The organism is Pseudomonas sp. DWP2-2 (assembly GCF_049897065.1).
Lineage (GTDB): Bacteria > Pseudomonadota > Gammaproteobacteria > Pseudomonadales > Pseudomonadaceae > Aquipseudomonas > Aquipseudomonas paracarnis.
On the sequence record NZ_JAFCVN010000002.1, the window covers coordinates 526061 to 539743 of the forward strand.

15 protein-coding genes are annotated in these 13683 nt (G+C 61.0%); 9 read left to right on the top strand and 6 right to left on the bottom strand.

What is annotated here, in order from left to right:
• Nucleotides 1-11: 11 nt before the first annotated feature.
• On the bottom strand, nucleotides 12-698 hold the full coding sequence (locus ACP7CZ_RS06480; protein ID WP_034126624.1) for a spermidine synthase: 687 nt from the start codon (nucleotides 696-698) through the stop codon (nucleotides 12-14).
• A gap of 78 nt (nucleotides 699-776) precedes the next feature.
• Between ACP7CZ_RS06480 and ACP7CZ_RS06485 the strand changes: the two genes are divergently transcribed.
• Nucleotides 777-1058 (top strand): hypothetical protein, encoded by a 282-nt coding sequence (locus ACP7CZ_RS06485; protein WP_034126625.1) that lies wholly within the window; start codon nucleotides 777-779, stop codon nucleotides 1056-1058.
• Here ACP7CZ_RS06485 and ACP7CZ_RS06490 read toward each other — a convergent pair.
• A complete protein-coding gene (locus ACP7CZ_RS06490) occupies nucleotides 1055-3097 on the bottom strand; it encodes a S9 family peptidase (RefSeq protein WP_294156024.1) in 2043 nt (680 codons plus the stop codon). The genes ACP7CZ_RS06485 and ACP7CZ_RS06490 overlap by 4 nt on opposite strands.
• A gap of 24 nt (nucleotides 3098-3121) precedes the next feature.
• Between ACP7CZ_RS06490 and ACP7CZ_RS06495 the strand changes: the two genes are divergently transcribed.
• The 3 genes from ACP7CZ_RS06495 to ACP7CZ_RS06505 are packed head-to-tail and all read left to right on the top strand — an operon-like array spanning nucleotide 3122 to nucleotide 5009.
• The gene (locus ACP7CZ_RS06495; RefSeq protein WP_034126627.1) at nucleotides 3122-3649 is read left to right on the top strand and encodes a hypothetical protein; all 528 of its coding nucleotides are present in this window, start codon (nucleotides 3122-3124) and stop codon (nucleotides 3647-3649) included.
• A gap of 30 nt (nucleotides 3650-3679) precedes the next feature.
• Entirely contained in the window at nucleotides 3680-4456 is a 777-nt protein-coding gene (locus tag ACP7CZ_RS06500) for a class II glutamine amidotransferase (RefSeq protein ID WP_003189615.1), read from the top strand.
• A gap of 10 nt (nucleotides 4457-4466) precedes the next feature.
• Nucleotides 4467-5009 carry a DUF2937 family protein gene (locus ACP7CZ_RS06505; RefSeq protein ID WP_003189617.1) on the top strand — a complete coding sequence of 181 codons (543 nt, stop codon included), beginning with the start codon at nucleotides 4467-4469 and terminating at the stop codon, nucleotides 5007-5009.
• 87 nt (nucleotides 5010-5096) lie between these two features.
• On the opposite strand, the gene ACP7CZ_RS06510 is transcribed toward ACP7CZ_RS06505, so the two are convergent.
• Nucleotides 5097-6017, bottom strand: a complete 921-nt coding sequence (locus ACP7CZ_RS06510; RefSeq protein WP_294156028.1) for a LysR family transcriptional regulator — start codon at nucleotides 6015-6017, stop codon at nucleotides 5097-5099.
• Between the two features lie 175 nt (nucleotides 6018-6192).
• Between ACP7CZ_RS06510 and ACP7CZ_RS06515 the strand changes: the two genes are divergently transcribed.
• The 4 genes from ACP7CZ_RS06515 (at nucleotide 6193) to ACP7CZ_RS06530 (ending at nucleotide 9190) form a co-directional block, all read left to right on the top strand.
• On the top strand, nucleotides 6193-6933 hold the full coding sequence (locus ACP7CZ_RS06515; RefSeq protein WP_057975686.1) for a 5-oxoprolinase subunit PxpA: 741 nt from the start codon (nucleotides 6193-6195) through the stop codon (nucleotides 6931-6933).
• A complete protein-coding gene (locus tag ACP7CZ_RS06520) occupies nucleotides 6930-7634 on the top strand; it encodes a 5-oxoprolinase subunit B family protein (protein WP_198791489.1) in 705 nt (234 codons plus the stop codon). Before ACP7CZ_RS06515 ends, ACP7CZ_RS06520 begins: the two co-directional genes overlap by 4 nt.
• On the top strand, nucleotides 7631-8542 hold the full coding sequence (locus ACP7CZ_RS06525; protein WP_294156037.1) for a biotin-dependent carboxyltransferase family protein: 912 nt from the start codon (nucleotides 7631-7633) through the stop codon (nucleotides 8540-8542). The genes ACP7CZ_RS06520 and ACP7CZ_RS06525 overlap by 4 nt, the downstream gene beginning before the upstream one ends.
• 105 nt (nucleotides 8543-8647) lie before the next feature.
• Nucleotides 8648-9190 carry a hypothetical protein gene (locus ACP7CZ_RS06530; protein ID WP_054898993.1) on the top strand — a complete coding sequence of 181 codons (543 nt, stop codon included), beginning with the start codon at nucleotides 8648-8650 and terminating at the stop codon, nucleotides 9188-9190.
• A gap of 42 nt (nucleotides 9191-9232) precedes the next feature.
• Here the strand turns inward: ACP7CZ_RS06530 and ACP7CZ_RS06535 are convergent, their stop codons facing one another.
• The 3 genes from ACP7CZ_RS06535 to ACP7CZ_RS06545 form a co-directional block, all read right to left on the bottom strand.
• Nucleotides 9233-10411: a vWA domain-containing protein gene (locus tag ACP7CZ_RS06535; RefSeq protein ID WP_003189625.1), complete on the bottom strand. Its 1179-nt coding sequence runs from the start codon at nucleotides 10409-10411 to the stop codon at nucleotides 9233-9235.
• Nucleotides 10411-11256 (bottom strand): AAA family ATPase, encoded by an 846-nt coding sequence (locus tag ACP7CZ_RS06540; protein WP_003189627.1) that lies wholly within the window; start codon nucleotides 11254-11256, stop codon nucleotides 10411-10413. Before ACP7CZ_RS06540 ends, ACP7CZ_RS06535 begins: the two co-directional genes overlap by 1 nt.
• Nucleotides 11257-11469: 213 nt before the next feature.
• Nucleotides 11470-12546 carry a DUF748 domain-containing protein gene (locus ACP7CZ_RS06545; RefSeq protein WP_054898991.1) on the bottom strand — a complete coding sequence of 359 codons (1077 nt, stop codon included), beginning with the start codon at nucleotides 12544-12546 and terminating at the stop codon, nucleotides 11470-11472.
• Between the two features lie 127 nt (nucleotides 12547-12673).
• On the opposite strand from ACP7CZ_RS06545, the gene cysK reads away from it, so the two are divergent.
• The gene (gene cysK, locus ACP7CZ_RS06550; RefSeq protein ID WP_003189630.1) at nucleotides 12674-13648 is read left to right on the top strand and encodes a cysteine synthase A; all 975 of its coding nucleotides are present in this window, start codon (nucleotides 12674-12676) and stop codon (nucleotides 13646-13648) included.
• Nucleotides 13649-13683: the final 35 nt, after the last annotated feature.

Genomic DNA, 13683 nt, shown 5'->3' on the forward strand with positions numbered 1-13683 from the left:
ATCAACCGTGATCAGCCCTTGAGCTTCTCTGCAATCCAGATGGTATGCCGCGTGCCCTTGTTGCCATGGGCAAACACTTGCACTTCCTCGGCCTTGAAACCGGCCTTGCGCAGTTTGTCACTGAACAGCTTGTCGGCGCTGGCCGACCACACCGCCAGCACACCCTTGGGCCGCAGGGCCTTGGCGCACGCGGCCAGGCCACTGGCCGAGTACAGCCAACTGTTAGCTTTTTGCGTGAGCCCCTCGGGGCCGTTGTCGACGTCGAGCATGATCGCATCAAAGCCTTGGGGCTCGGCCTGCAGTACCTTGGCCACGTCTTCCAGGCGGACCACGGTGCGCGGGTCCAGCAGCGGGCGTCCGGATTTCTCCCCCAGTGGCCCACGGTTCCATTCCACGACGCCGGGCACCAGTTCGGCCACCACCACTTCGGCGCTCTTGCCCAAATGCTTGAGCGCCGCGGCCAAGGTAAAGCCCATGCCCAGGCCGCCGATCAGCACCCGTGATCCTGGGCGTCCGGCCACTTTGCGGCAGGGAATCTCCGCCAAGGCATCTTCGGAGCCGTGCATGCGCGTGTTCATCAACTGGCCACCGTCACCGCCCTGGATCTTGATGACGAAGTCCTCGCCGTATTCGAACAGGCACAAGGCACCGCCGTTGTCGGGGATTGGGGTGGTGTCCAGCAGAACAAAACGTTTCATGGAAATCTCATTGGGAAGGGCATTCTTGCGCGGTTGGGAGTAGCCTTAGGGCATTCCGGTCAGGCCATGGAGCCATCGATGAAGTGCAGCATTCTAACGGTCATTGTGTTGAGCGCGCTCGCATTGGGTACCGCGCAGGCTCAGGAGTTACAAACCGTACCGGTCGCGCCCACGCCAACCCCAGGCGCGCCGGGCACGCCAACACCCACGTTGTACCCGCAAGTCACGCCGCCCGTTGCGCCCAAGACCCAGAATGGCTCGCCGCCGCTGGCGCCCATCGTGTTGCCGGCGCCGCCCAAGGACCAGACGGTCCCTGGCCTGCAGCAGAACGACAGCAAGCCGAAAACGCCGGGCGGTTAGACCAGACCGAGGGCCTTGAACACAAAGGCATATTCGAGGGCGACGTCACGTAAGCCCTGATAGCGCCCGCTCATGCCGCCATGGCCGGCACCCAGCTCGGTCTTGAGCAGCAGCAGGTTGTCGTCCGTCTTGATATCCCGCAGCTTGGCCACCCACTTGGCGGCTTCCCAGTACTGCACGCGGCTGTCGTTATAGCCGGCGATCACCAGCGTGGCCGGGTAAGCCTGGGCGCTGACGTTCTCGTACGGCGCGTAAGCCTTGATGCGCGCGTACACCTCGGGGTCCTCGGGGTTGCCCCACTCGTCGTACTCGGTGATGGTCAGCGGCAGTTCCGGGTCGAGCATGGTATTGAGCACATCGACGAACGGCACTTCGGCAATTGCCGCCTGGAACAATTCCGGACGCTGGTTGAGCACCGCGCCGATCAACAGGCCGCCGGCACTGCCGCCACTGATCGCCAGTTGCGGGGAGGTGGTCAGGCGCTCGGCAATCAAATGTTCGGCGCAGGCGATAAAGTCGCTGAAGGTGTTCTGCTTGTGTTCCTGCTTGCCGTTGCGATACCAGGCTTCCCCCAGCTCACCGCCGCCGCGCACATGGGCGATGGCAAACGCCACGCCACGGTCGAGCAAGCTCAGGCGCGCATGGGAGAACCACGGGTCCAGGCTTGAGCCGTAGGCACCGTAGCCATACAGGTACAGCGGCGTCGGCTTGCCGAGCTGGTCACGCTTGACCACCAGGCTGATGGGTACCTGAGTGCCGTCGGCGGAAGTGGCCCACAGGCGTTGGCTGACGTAATCGTCGGCGTTGAAGACGCCCAGTACCGGGGTTTCCTTGAGCACGACCTGTGCGCCTGTCGCCAGCTCAAGCTGGCGCACTTGGGCCGGGCGGTTCAAGGCCTCATAGCGCAGGCGGATCTTGTCGCTGGGGAACTCCAGGCTGTTCTGCACGTAGAGGCTGTAGGCGGCGTCAGGCAATTGCACCCGATAGGCCGGCACATCCTCAGGGTGCACTTCGATGACTGGCAGGCCACCGATGCGCAGGCTCAAGGTCATGGCGCTGGCGTTCAGGCTCACGCCGTCAAGCATGACCTCGTCGCTGTGGGGGATCAGGTTCTGCCAGTCGGCTTCGGTGGGCGGCGTGCCGGTGTCGGCGGCCACGTACAGCGCATGGTTGATGCCGTCGCGGTTGCTGCGGATAAACCAGGTCCACTGGCCATTGCGCTTGCCGTGGTCGACGTCGTATTCGTGGTCTTCGACCCGTGACGCCAGGCAGGTGAAGGCCAGGTGCGGTTGATCGGCGTCCAGCGCCCAGACTTCGCTGGTGGTCTTGCTGCCCAGGGCCAGCAACAGTTGGCGTTCGGAGCTTGAGCGGTAGCAATGCAGGAAGAAACGACCGTCGGGCTCGTGGAAGACTTCCTGCGCTGCGGTGCCGTCCAGGCGATAGCGATACAGCTTGTGCGGGCGATGGGTGTCGTCCAGTTCGCCGAAAAACAGCGTCAGGCTGTCATTGGCCCAGGTCATGCTGCCATCGCAGTTGTCGAACGCCAGTTCGCTGACCTTGTCGGTCGCCAATTCCTTCACGAACAGGGTGTAAATCTCTTCGCCGCTGGTATCGAGGCTGTAGGCCAGGCGTTGGTGATCGGGGCTGATGCTGAACGCGCCCAGGGAGAAAAAGCCGCCATTGGCCAGCACGTTCGGGTCCAGCAACAGCTCTTCGCTGCTGGTGTCCACCTGGTTGCTGTCATCGGCCGGGCGGCGGCAGCGGTAATGGCGGGCGTATTCGTCGCCGGCGGTGGTGCGGGTGTAATACAGGTACGGGCCCCAAGTGGAGGGCAGGGACAGGTCAGTTTCCAGAATGCGGCCCTTGATCTCGTCGAACAGGGTCTCGCGCAACGCTTGCTGATCGGCCAGTTGGGCTTCCTGCCAGGCGTTTTCGGCCTTGAGGTAGTCGAGCACCTCAGGGTTGTCGCGTTCTTGCAGCCAGGCGTACGGGTCTGGGCCTGGGGCCTTGCGGGCAATCGGTGCGGTGGAAATAGGCATGGATAATTCCCTATCTGGCAGACGGTGGCAGGCATTGCAGCCGCGACACGCAAAAGCCGTTATCATAGCCGCCTGTTTGCCAACCTTGCCATGGACACCATGACCGAGAACGACTATCTGACCGCTTGGGGCCTTTACGCCTTCGCCGCTTTGGGCTGCCTGTTGGTGTGGTGGCGCATGACCCGCTGGATCTGGCGCTGGCTGCGCGAGCCCCTGCAATTGCTGATGGCGGTGTTGCTGCTCAGCCCGACCATTGTCGACCCGGTCAAGACCCAGTTTGCGCCGGCCGTGGCCATTACCGCCCTGGACCTGGTGCTCAAGGTCGGCAACAACGCCTGGCGCGCCATTTCCGACCTGTTCATGTACACGATGATCGCGTTTGCCCTGTACATCGTGTTTGTGCTGATCCGCTGGCCCATCGAGCGCGCCGCCAATGCTCGCCGTGAGCGCAAGGCTGCTGCGGATGCGGCCTTGGCCGCCGAGCCGGAAGACGACGAACCGTTCCGTCGTCCGGCGCCTGCCGGTGGTATGCGGGTCGAACCGCGCCTTTAACGTTGTCTGCCCTGCAGCGAGAGCCCTGGCATGTGTGAATTATTGGGCATGAGTGCCAACGTCCCCACCGATATCGTGTTCAGCTTTACCGGGCTGATGCAGCGCGGTGGGCGCACTGGCCCGCACCGCGACGGCTGGGGCATTGCCTTCTATGAAGGCCGTGGCCTGCGCCTGTTCCAGGACCCGGCTGCCAGTAGCGAGTCGGAAGTCGCATTGCTGGTTCAGCGTTACCCCATCAAGAGCGAAGTGGTGATCGGCCATATCCGCCAGGCCAATGTGGGCAAGGTCAGCCTGGCCAATACTCATCCGTTCGTGCGCGAGCTGTGGGGGCGTAACTGGTGTTTTGCCCACAACGGCCAACTGGCGGACTTCAACCCCCGCGCCACCTTCTACCGCCCGGTGGGCGATACCGACAGCGAAGCGGCGTTCTGCGACTTGCTCAACCGTGTGCGCGAAGCCTTCCCTGAGCCGGTGGACATCGAACAGGTGCTGCCCGACCTGATCGCCGCCTGCGCCGAATACCGCAGCAAGGGCGTGTTCAACTGCCTGCTCAGCGACGGCGACTGGCTGTTCTGCTATTGCTCGACCAAGCTGGCACAGATCACCCGGCGGGCGCCTTTTGGCCCGGCGCGCTTGAAAGATGTCGACGTGATCGTCGATTTTCAGGCCGAAACCACCCCCAATGATGTGGTAACGGTGATCGCCACCGAGCCGTTGACCGACAACGAAAACTGGACCCGCTACGAACCGGGCCAATGGAGCCTGTGGCGACGCGGTGAATGTGTCAGCCAGGGCGTTACCGAGTAAGGAATCGAGCATGTTGCTGAGCTATCTGCGGTTGGTATTGTTTGCCGTTGGCTTGTTGGTCGGCGTGCAGGTGCCGGGGTTTATCAATGACTACGCCAAGCGCGTCGAGGCCCATCTGATCGAGGCCCAGACCGGCTTGCGCGGTTTCGAGTCCACGGCGCAGCAGTTCTTCAACGGTGATATGCAAGCCTTGGTGGCGCATTACCGCGCCAGCGATGACCCGGTATTCCAGAGCGACGCCAGCAGCCTGGGCGCTATGCTCGATCGCCAACTCGAGTTGGACAAGCAATTCCAGGCCATGCAAGGCCCGTGGTACATCCGCGCCCTGCAAGTGGCGGTGGCCGCCGACCCGGATATCCGTCTGGAAACCTGGAATGGTTACAGCTACCAGATTCTGCTGACGCCTGAAGCCATGGGCTGGGGCCTGGGCGGGGCGATGCTGTTGTCGTTCGGCATCGAGTGCCTGTACCGCTTGATCGACTGGGTGGTGTTGGGCGGCCGGCGCCTGCGCCAGAGCCGGCCCATCGAAGAACGGGACCTCAAGGGCCTCTAACGACCCACTGATCGTTCCCACGCTCCGCGTGGGAATGCTTTTTCTGACGCTCCGCGTCGCGCTTGGAGGCGCAGAGCGTGGGAACGATTAATCGGGTTTATGCAGTTGCATGCGTTCTGCACCGACTTGATCGGCATAGCGGGCGACGACTTTCTGGCACAACCCCACAATCTCCTCCACCAATTCCACCCCCACGCGCCACGACACTACCACCTGCAAGTTCGGCAGGCGCTGGGCCATGGGCAGCATCACCAATTCCCCTCGCTCCAGTTCTTCGCTGACCAGCACCGGTGGCAGCGCGCCAATGCCGAAGCCATCGCGCAGCAACCGGGTGATCGCCGACACCGAGTTCACACAGTTCATGCGCGGTGCGGCCACGCCATTGGCCTGCATCAAACTCAACACGTCCTGATGCGGGTGAGAGTTTTTCGAGTAGGTGATGATGCGCTCCTGGGCCAGTTCGGCGAGGGAGGCGTAGTCGCGGTTGTAGATCGACTGGCTGGCCACGATCCAGGCCATGGGGTGGCTGGCCAGTTCCAGGCTGCGCACGGTTTCCAGGCGCAGCAGGTCGGTTTGCAGGATCAGGTCAAGAAAGCCTTTTTGTAGCTGATCGCTGAGGTTCAGCGCGGTATCGGCGATCAGCTCGATCTCCACCAGCGGGAACAGTTTCATCAGTTCAGCGACCAGCGGGCTGAGCCAGGTGTGGATCACCGTGTCCATCGCGCCGATCCGAATGCGCCCGACCTTGCTGCTGGTGGTCTCCAGAGACTGCTTCAAACCCTGCATGGTCACCATCATTTGCTCGGCATAGTCGAGCACTTTCAAGCCTTCCGGGGTCAGGCTCACGCCTCGCGAGTCACGCAGGAACAGCTTCACGCCCAGCTCGCTTTCAAGCACGGCAATGCGGCTGGAAATCGAGGCCTGGGTGGTGAACAGCTTCTCGGCAGTCAGGCGAAAGCTCTTGAGCCTGGCCACCCAGACGAAGGTTTCGAGGAACTTCAAATTCATGGGATCAACTTTTTCTTATGCATGAATCGGTTTTTATTAGTTGGACGTCGCACCGGGCAAGCGCCAAAAATCGAGCCGTTCCACGATAAGCGTCGTTGGGGTGCCAGGACAAGTTGCGAGTTCTGTGTAATAAATCCCACACTACAAAAAAACAAAACCTACAGGAGCGACCACCGTGAGCCGCCTGCTACTGAACTGCGACATCGGCGAAAGCTTTGGCAACTGGACCATGGGTCTGGACGCCGAAGTCATGCCGTTCATTGATTGCGCCAACGTGGCTTGCGGTTTCCATGCCGGCGACCCGAGCATCATGCGCAAGACCGTCAGTCTGGCGTTCAAGCACGGCGTACAAGTGGGCGCCCACCCGGCCTACCAGGACCTGCAAGGCTTCGGCCGGCGCTCCATGAACTACACGCCGCAGGAAATCCAGGACCTGTTGCACTATCAGATCGGCGCGCTGGACGGCATCTGCCGCGCTCAGGGCGGGCGCGTCAGCTATGTGAAACCCCATGGTGCGATGTACAACGACATGATGGCCAACCCCGCGCAGTTGCGTGCGGTGATCCAGGCCGTGGCCGCCTACGGCGACCTGCCGCTGATGCTGCTGGCCACCCGGGATAACCGCGCGGCCCAAGCGTTGGGTGATGAATACGGGGTGACGCTGTGGTTCGAAGCCTTTGCCGACCGTGCCTATGACAGCAACGGCCATCTGGTTTCCCGCCAGTTGCCCGGCGCGGTGCACCACGACAGCGAAACCATCGTGCAGCAGGCCTTGACCCTTTCCCGTGGCGAATCGCTGATTGCCAGCGACGGCAGCTCATTGGTACTCCAGGCTAATACCCTGTGTGTGCATGGCGACAACGCCAGCTCGGTGGCTGCCGTGCAGCGTATCCGCGAAGCGTTGAAAACAGCATGAAGCCACGCATCGAAGTGGTGGCGATCGACTGCCTGATGGTGCGCCTGTTTGACGTGATCGCCGAAGCCAACATGCCGTGGATGCTCGCGGCTTCCGAGCGCCTGCGCAATGGCTTTGGCTTGGCATTGGTGGACCTGGTGCCGTCCTACACCACCTTGATGGTGCATTACGATCTCACTGCGCTAACCCCGGCCCAGGCCCGGGAGCTGATTGACCAGGCCCTCACCGATCTGCAACCCCAGGCCCAGGGCAGCGGCCAGTGCCATGTGTTGCCAGTGTGGTACGACCTGAGTGTCGGCCCGGAACTGACCTTGCTGTCCCAGCGCAGCGGGCTGGCCGTGGAGGAGGTGATCCGCCGCCACAGCGCCCACGAGTACCAGGTATTCGCCCTGGGCTTTGCCCCTGGGTTTGCCTTTATGGGGCTGGTGGACGAAGTGCTCGCCACCCCGCGCCTGAACACGCCGCGCAAACGCGTGGCCGCTGGCAGTGTCGGTATCGCCGAACGGCAGACCGCCGCTTACCCGGTGGTGTCCCCAGGCGGCTGGAACCTGATCGGCCGCACCCCGGCCAAACTGTTCGACCGTGAGCGCGACGGCTACAGCCTGATGCAGCCCGGCGACACGGTGCGCTTCGAGGCGGTCAGCCACGCGCAATTCATCCACTTGGGTGGCGACGACACGCCGCTGGAGGCGCAGGCATGAGCGGCTTGATCATCGAGGCCAGCACGCCACTGTGCCTGTTGCAGGACGCCGGTCGTTTTGGTGTACGCCACCTGGGCGTGACCCAGGGCGGCGCGCTGGATTGGGTGTCGATGTCCTGGGCCAACTGGCTTTTGGGCAATGCCCTGGATGCGCCGGTGGTGGAGATCACCCTTGGGGGCTTTACCGTAGAGGCTGAGGATTATTGCCTGCTGGCCTTGGCCGGTGCGGACCTGGGCGCCTATGTCGATGAGCGGGCGATAAGCCCCGGACGCAGTTTTATCCTGCAAAAGGGCCAGCGACTGCGCTTCACCCAGCCGTGCAATGGGGCACGCGCTTATCTGGCCGCGCCCGGTGGCTTTGATGCGCAGACTGTACTGGGCAGTTGTGCCACGGTCGTGCGCGAGGCATTGGGCGGGGTGGACGGTTTCGGCAAGGCACTGGCCCAAGGCGGGCGGTTGGCTTATTCCGGTACGGGCGGTGCAATGAAGGTGCTGGCCAACCCGGATGTGCAATCCGCTGCATCACTGGACGTGATCATCGGCGCGCAGATAGGCCAGTTCAGCGGGCAGAGTCTGTTTGATGCCTTCAACGCCGAATGGTCTCTGGACAGCCGTGCCGACCGTATGGGCGTGCGTTTGCTCGGCACGCCGTTGCAGTATCAGGGGCCGTCGTTGATTTCCGAAGGGATACCGTTGGGCGCGATCCAGGTGCCCCCGGATGGGCAGCCGATTGTGTTGCTCAATGACCGGCAGACGATCGGTGGTTATCCGCGGTTGGGCGCGTTGACGCCTTTATCCTTGGCGCGGCTGGCGCAGTGTTTGCCGGGGGAGAAAGTCCGGTTGGCCCCGGTGGTGCAGGAAACAGCGCATCGGCAGCACATAGAGTATTTACGCAGGTTTTCAGCGTAAGTGGGTTTTAAAGATGAGTCCTACGACATTGCAGAATTTTGTCGTCTTTGCCCCAGCGCACAGCCATGCAAGCCTTGATTGGCTTATTCACTATCAGGCTTTGCTATGCGCTATTTGAAGATATATGCCCAGGATGTACTCGATAACGATATTCCGGATGTGGTCTATCTGGAGTTTTATGACACCGCCCAAACCCCCGCGCTTGTGCATCGGGCAACGGCATTTGATATTACTGACGATGGCCAGTTTGACTGGATTATTGCGGATGATCTCAATCAAGACGGCATTGTCGACAAGGTTGACCGGGAGATGGCACTGGAGTTTTCCCAGCTGTTTCTGGCTTTCCAGTGGTTCAGTCTCGATGAGCCCTTTGACAAATACCTGAAGGTGTTTGCCGGCGACTTCGATGACAACGGGATTCCTGATACGGTACGGCTGCACTTCCACCAGGGCGAGGGAGACCCTCGAGATGAAACCATCGTCTATTCGGCGGCGGTATACAGCGACGGGAATGGTCAAGGGGCCAGTGTTTCGATCAATCAGGATGTGAACAACGACGGGAAAGTAGACCGCCAGGATTCTGAACTGATCAAACAGTTCGCTGCGCTCTTTCTCAGGTTTTCCTGGATCGACAACGAGCACTGCTGAGTGCCGTGCCTGTAGCCGTTAGCATCGGCTACAGGCCAGGGTTCACTTGGATAGAAAACGCATGCCCTCTTCAAGCCCGCGCAGCGTCAGCGGATACATTTGGTCCTCCACCAACTCCCGCACAATCCCCGTCGACGCCGTATAGCCCCAGGTATCTTTCGGGTAGGGGTTAATCCAGATCAGCTTCTTGTACTTGGCCATGAAACGCTGCATCCACACATACCCGGGCTCCTCGTTCCAATGCTCGACGCTGCCACCGGCCTGGGTGATTTCATAGGGCGCCATGGCCGCATCGCCGATAAAAATCACTTTGTAGTCGGCGCCGTATTTGTGCAGCAGGTCCTGGGTGGAGGTGCGTTCGGAAGTACGGCGCTGGTTGTTCTTCCACACCGATTCGTACACGAAGTTGTGGAAGTAGAAATACTCCAGGTGCTTGAACTCGGTCTTGCACGCGGAGAACAGCTCTTCGCAGATTTTCACGTGGGCATCCATCGAGCCGCCGATGTCGAACAGCAGCAACAGCTTGATAGTGTTACGCCGTTCGGGGCGCATCTGGATATTCAGCAAGCCGGCATCGCGGGCGGTGTGGTCAATGGTGCCGTCGATATCCAGCTCTTCGGCCGCGCCCTGGCGCGCAAACTTGCGCAGGCGGCGCAAGGCGATCTTGATGTTGCGCGTGCCCAGTTCCACCTGGTCGTCGAGGTTCTTGTACTCGCGCTGGTCCCAGACTTTCACCGCCTTGCCCTGACGCTTGCCGGCGTCACCGACGCGAATGCCTTCAGGGTTGTAGCCGCCAGAACCAAAGGGGCTGGTGCCGCCGGTGCCGATCCACTTGTTGCCACCGGCGTGGCGTTCTTTCTGTTCTTCCAGGCGTTTCTTGAACTCCTCGATCAGCTTGTCGAGGCCACCCAGGGACTGGATCTGCGCGCGTTCCTCATCGCTCAAGGAACGTTCGAATTCCTTGCGTAGCCATTCTTCGGGGATCAGCGCCTGCAGGTGGTCGTCGAGCTTTTCCAGGCCGTTGAAATAGGCGCCGAAGGCCCGGTCGAACTTGTCGAAATGCCGCTCGTCCTTGACCAGGATCGCCCGGGCCAGGTAGTAGAACTCGTCCATGTCGGCGAAGGTCACGCGCTGTTTGAGCGCGTTGATCAGGTCGAGCAGCTCGCGCACCGACACCGGTACCTTGGCGGCACGCATTTCGTTGAACAGGTTGAGCAGCATCAGCGATTACCGCGACGGCTCATGAACGCCAGACGCTCCAGCAACTGCACGTCTTGCTCGTTCTTCACCAGGGCGCCAGCCAGGGGAGGGATGGCCTTGGTCGGGTCGCGCTCGCGCAGCACCGCTTCGCCAATATTGTCGGCCATCAGCAGCTTGAGCCAGTCGACCAGCTCGGAGGTGGAAGGTTTTTTCTTCAGGCCCGGCACCTTGCGCACATCGAAGAACACGTCCAGCGCTTCGCTGACCAGGTCTTTCTTGATGTCCGGGTAGTGCACGTCCACGATCTTTTGCAGGGTGGTGCGGTCGGGGAAGGCGATGTAGTGGAAGAAGCAGCGGCGCAGGAATGCGTCCGGCAGCTCTTTTTCGTTGTTGGAGGTAATGATGATGATCGGGCGCTTCTTGGCTTTGATGGTCTCGTCGATTTCGTAGACGTAGAACTCCATCTTGTCGAGTTCTTGCAGCAGGTCGTTGGGGAACTCGATGTCGGCCTTGTCGATTTCATCGATCAGCAAGATGACCCGCTCTTCGGACTCGAAGGCCTCCCACAGCTTGCCCTTCTTCAGGTAGTTACGCACGTCGTGCACCTTGTCCACGCCCAGTTGCGAGTCGCGCAGGCGGCTGACCGCGTCGTACTCGTACAGGCCCTGGTGCGCCTTGGTGGTGGACTTGATGTGCCAGGTAATCAACCTGGCGCCGAAGGATTCGGCCAGTTGCTCGGCAAGCATGGTCTTGCCGGTGCCCGGTTCGCCCTTGACCAGCAGCGGCCGCTCCAGGGTGATGGCGGCGTTGACGGCCAGTTTCAGGTCATCGGTAGCCACATAGGCCTGGGTGCCTTCGAACTTCATCGGTCATTCCTCGAATTCATCAATGGCCTGACTATACCGCGCAGCCCCGGCGACTGTGAACGCAGACGGGCTATTCAGTCTCTGAATGGCGGGTCACATCAGCCCTGGCCCATGCAGGAAGTGTGGGAGCTGGCTTGCCTGCGATGGCAGTGTATCAGTGACAGATGAGTTGGCTGACCCACCGCCATCGCAGGCAAGTCAGCTCCCACAGGGTTAATCAGCGCTGGGCTTGGGCTGTTCGTAACGAGCATTGAACGCCTGGATGAACCCATTGCGCAGAATCGCGATCACCGCAGAAAACGCACTGACATTTTGCTGATGCACGCTACCGCTCAGCTCTACACGGGTGGCGAACTGGTTTTTACGCTGGTTTTTCAGCACGGTTTCGCTGGCGCCCACCACGGCTTCCCAGATCGAACGGAAGATATTCTTGTCCTGGTTTTCAACGTCTTGTTGCCAGTCGAACACCTCCACATCGCGCAGCAGCGGCTTGATGTAGCCGGTGAGCCGGCCATTTTCAGCCTGGGCTTCGATCACCACATCGCCTGTGCCAGCCTTGAAGTCGAACTTGCCATAGGCAGAGGCGAAGTCATTCATGCGTTTTAGTTGCAGGTCGCGGGCACGGAAGCGGAACTCGAACTCTTCGAAATCGCTCAGCGGGTCAAAGGTGGCGTTGGCTTCCAGGGGCGCCTGGCCTTGCAGCAGTGCCTTGCCTTCAAAGCGTGCATCACGCTTGCCTTTGACATCCACCACATTGGTCAGGTTATAGAAGCTGGCGTTGACCGCGGTGGCGTTGATGTTCACCTGGGGCTTGGAGCTGAAGTTATGGAAGGCGATCTCGCCGTCTTCGATGCGCACTTCATTGAGGGTAATCGGCAGCAGCTTGCGCAGTTGTTCCTGCCAGTCGGTGCCCTTACCGGTCTGCGACGCCTGTTTGTTGGCCCCGCCATCGACGAAGTTGATCTGCGGGCGCACAAAATGCCCCTCGGCCACGACGGCATGGTCGTACCACAGCGAATGCCAGCTCACCGCGAACTCGATCAGCGGCGCCTTGACGAACGGCACCGGGACCTTGCCGTCCACCTTGACGATTTGCAGGCCGTTGATCCGGTATGCGCCGCGCCATAGCGCAAGGTCCACATCGGCAATCTCGCCACGGTAATCGCCCATGTTGGCGAGTTTGTCGTTCAGGTAGTTGCGCACCAGGTAGGGCAGCGCGATGTGCACGGCAATCAGGACCAGCACCAGAGCGGCGATTGTCCCTAACGGCCAACTGTAGCGACGTTTCATTGGGCAGTTCTCCTAGCTTGTAGGGGATTGACTGTTCTGATCGTCGCAACGTTCCTCCTTCTGGACGCTTGGGAGCACGAGGCATACCCTTGGGGCCTTTCCCAAAGTCTCGACAACAGGAATCGCCATGAGCCGCATCTTCGCAGACAACGCGCACTCCATCGGTAATACGCCTCTGGTTCAGATCAACCGCATCGCACCGCGTGGCGTGACGATCCTGGCCAAGATCGAAGGGCGCAACCCGAGTTATTCGGTCAAGTGTCGCATTGGCGCCAGCATGGTCTGGGATGCGGAAAGCAGCGGCAAGCTCAAGCCGGGCATGACCATTGTCGAGCCGACTTCGGGCAACACCGGTATCGGCCTGGCGTTTGTCGCCGCCGCCCGTGGCTATAAATTGCTGCTGACCATGCCGTCGTCCATGAGCCTTGAGCGCCGTAAAGTGCTCAAGGCTCTGGGCGCCGAACTGGTGCTGACCGAGCCGGCCAAGGGCATGAAGGGCGCCATCGACAAGGCTGCCGAGATCGTCGCCAGCGACCCGGCCACCTACTTTATGCCGGCCCAGTTCGATAACCCGGCAAACCCTGCGATCCACGAGAAAACCACCGGCCCGGAAATCTGGAACGACACCGATGGCGCCGTGGACGTGCTGGTGGCAGGCGTGGGGACCGGCGGCACGATCACCGGAGTATCACGCTATATCAAGAACACGGCGGGCAAGCCGATTCTGTCGGTGGCCGTGGAACCCATGGTTTCCCCGGTGATCACCCAGGCCTTGGCGGGTGAAGAGATCAAACCCAGCCCCCACAAGATCCAGGGTATCGGCGCCGGTTTTGTGCCGAAAAACCTCGACCTGTCGATGGTCGACCGCGTGGAGCTGGCGACCGACGAAGAGTCCAAGGCCATGGCCCGACGCTTGATGCTGGAAGAAGGCATCTTGTGCGGGATCTCCTGTGGCGCCGCCATGGCCGTGGCCGTGCGCCTGGCCGAGAAGCCGGAGATGCAGGGCAAGACTATTGTGGTGATCTTGCCGGACTCCGGTGAGCGCTACCTGTCGAGCATGTTGTTCAGCGATTTGTTTACCGAGCAGGAAAACCAGGCCTGATCTTAAGGGCAACCCTGTGGCGAGGGAGCTTGCTC

Coding starts and splice junctions, on each gene's coding strand:
- ACP7CZ_RS06530 (WP_054898993.1), top strand. CDS start 8,648: ATGCGCTATTTGAAGATATATGCCCAGGATGTACTCGATAACGATATT.
- ACP7CZ_RS06520 (WP_198791489.1), top strand. CDS start 6,930: ATGAAGCCACGCATCGAAGTGGTGGCGATCGACTGCCTGATGGTGCGC.
- ACP7CZ_RS06510 (WP_294156028.1), bottom strand. CDS start 6,017: ATGAATTTGAAGTTCCTCGAAACCTTCGTCTGGGTGGCCAGGCTCAAG.
- ACP7CZ_RS06500 (WP_003189615.1), top strand. CDS start 3,680: ATGTGTGAATTATTGGGCATGAGTGCCAACGTCCCCACCGATATCGTG.
- ACP7CZ_RS06505 (WP_003189617.1), top strand. CDS start 4,467: ATGTTGCTGAGCTATCTGCGGTTGGTATTGTTTGCCGTTGGCTTGTTG.
- ACP7CZ_RS06545 (WP_054898991.1), bottom strand. CDS start 12,546: ATGAAACGTCGCTACAGTTGGCCGTTAGGGACAATCGCCGCTCTGGTG.
- ACP7CZ_RS06525 (WP_294156037.1), top strand. CDS start 7,631: ATGAGCGGCTTGATCATCGAGGCCAGCACGCCACTGTGCCTGTTGCAG.
- ACP7CZ_RS06485 (WP_034126625.1), top strand. CDS start 777: ATGAAGTGCAGCATTCTAACGGTCATTGTGTTGAGCGCGCTCGCATTG.
- ACP7CZ_RS06480 (WP_034126624.1), bottom strand. CDS start 698: ATGAAACGTTTTGTTCTGCTGGACACCACCCCAATCCCCGACAACGGC.
- ACP7CZ_RS06535 (WP_003189625.1), bottom strand. CDS start 10,411: ATGCTGCTCAACCTGTTCAACGAAATGCGTGCCGCCAAGGTACCGGTG.
- ACP7CZ_RS06490 (WP_294156024.1), bottom strand. CDS start 3,097: ATGCCTATTTCCACCGCACCGATTGCCCGCAAGGCCCCAGGCCCAGAC.
- ACP7CZ_RS06540 (WP_003189627.1), bottom strand. CDS start 11,256: ATGAAGTTCGAAGGCACCCAGGCCTATGTGGCTACCGATGACCTGAAA.
- cysK (WP_003189630.1), top strand. CDS start 12,674: ATGAGCCGCATCTTCGCAGACAACGCGCACTCCATCGGTAATACGCCT.